At 73.9% G+C, this 1094-nt stretch carries 1 protein-coding gene; it reads left to right on the forward strand.

What is annotated here, in order from left to right:
• A partial coding sequence (locus tag ACF1BE_RS35085; RefSeq protein ID WP_392203035.1) for a polyketide synthase dehydratase domain-containing protein occupies positions 1 to 1094 on the forward strand: 1094 nt, incomplete at both ends.

Raw genomic sequence — 1094 nt, forward strand, 5'->3', positions numbered from 1 at the left:
GACTGGGCGGCGGTGCTTCCCGAGGGGGCCACCGACACCCACGTGGACCTGCCGACGTACGCCTTCGACCACCAGCACTACTGGCTGCGGATGGCTCCCGCCACCGACGCGGTCGCGCTCGGCCAGAGCACGGCGGACCACCCGCTGCTGGGTGCGGTGGTCCAGTTGCCGCAGTCGGACGGGCTGGTCCTCACTTCCCGGCTGTCCCTGCGCACCCACTCCTGGCTGGCCGACCACGCCATCGGGGGAGTGGTTCTCGTGCCCGGCACCGGGCTGGTCGAGCTCGCCGTGCGCGCCGGTGACGAGGTCGGCTGCGGTGCGGTGGAGCGACTCGTCATCGAGGCCCCGCTGGTCGTTCCCGAACAGGGCGGCGTTCGTGTCCAGGTCACCGTCGAGGCGCCCGACGCGGAAGGCCGCCGTCCGTTGGTGATCCACTCCGCGAGGGAGGACGCCGTCGGTGACGTCGGTGCCGACGCCTGGACCCGGCATGCCACCGGCACGCTGAGCACGGGGCCCGCTGCCGCTGAGACCTTCGACTTCACCGCATGGCCCCCGCCCGGCGCCCAGCCCGAGGACCTCTCGGGCGCGGAGGAGCGACTGCTCCGGCACGGTTACGAGTACGGTCCCGTCCTCCAGGGCCTGCGGGCGGTCTGGCGGCGCGGTGACGAACTGTTCGCCGAGGTCGTGCTGCCGGACGGGCAGCGGGACGCGGCGGCCCGGTTCGGCATCCACCCGGCGCTGCTGGAAGCCGCCCTGCACCCGGCGCTGCTGGAGCTCACGGCGACGGACGACGAGCAGGTGTGGCAGCCACTGGAGTGGCACGGGCTGGCGCTGCACGCGGAGGGCGCCACGGCGCTGCGCGTGCGGCTCCTCCGGACCGCTCCCGGTGTGCTGGCGGTCCAGGCCGCCGACGAGGCCGGCGGAGCGGTCGTGACCGCCGAGACGGTCACACTGCGACCGCTCTCGGCCGAGCAGTTGACCACGGCGGCCGGTTCGGATGCGCTGTTCCGGGTGGAGTGGAGTGAGTTGCCGTCTGTGCCGGGTTCCGGTGAGGTGCCGGCGGTGACGGTGGTCGACGCCCGTACCCGTGGGGC

The sequence above is a fragment of the Streptomyces sp. NPDC014991 genome, from assembly GCF_043080665.1.
Taxonomy (GTDB): domain Bacteria; phylum Actinomycetota; class Actinomycetes; order Streptomycetales; family Streptomycetaceae; genus Streptomyces.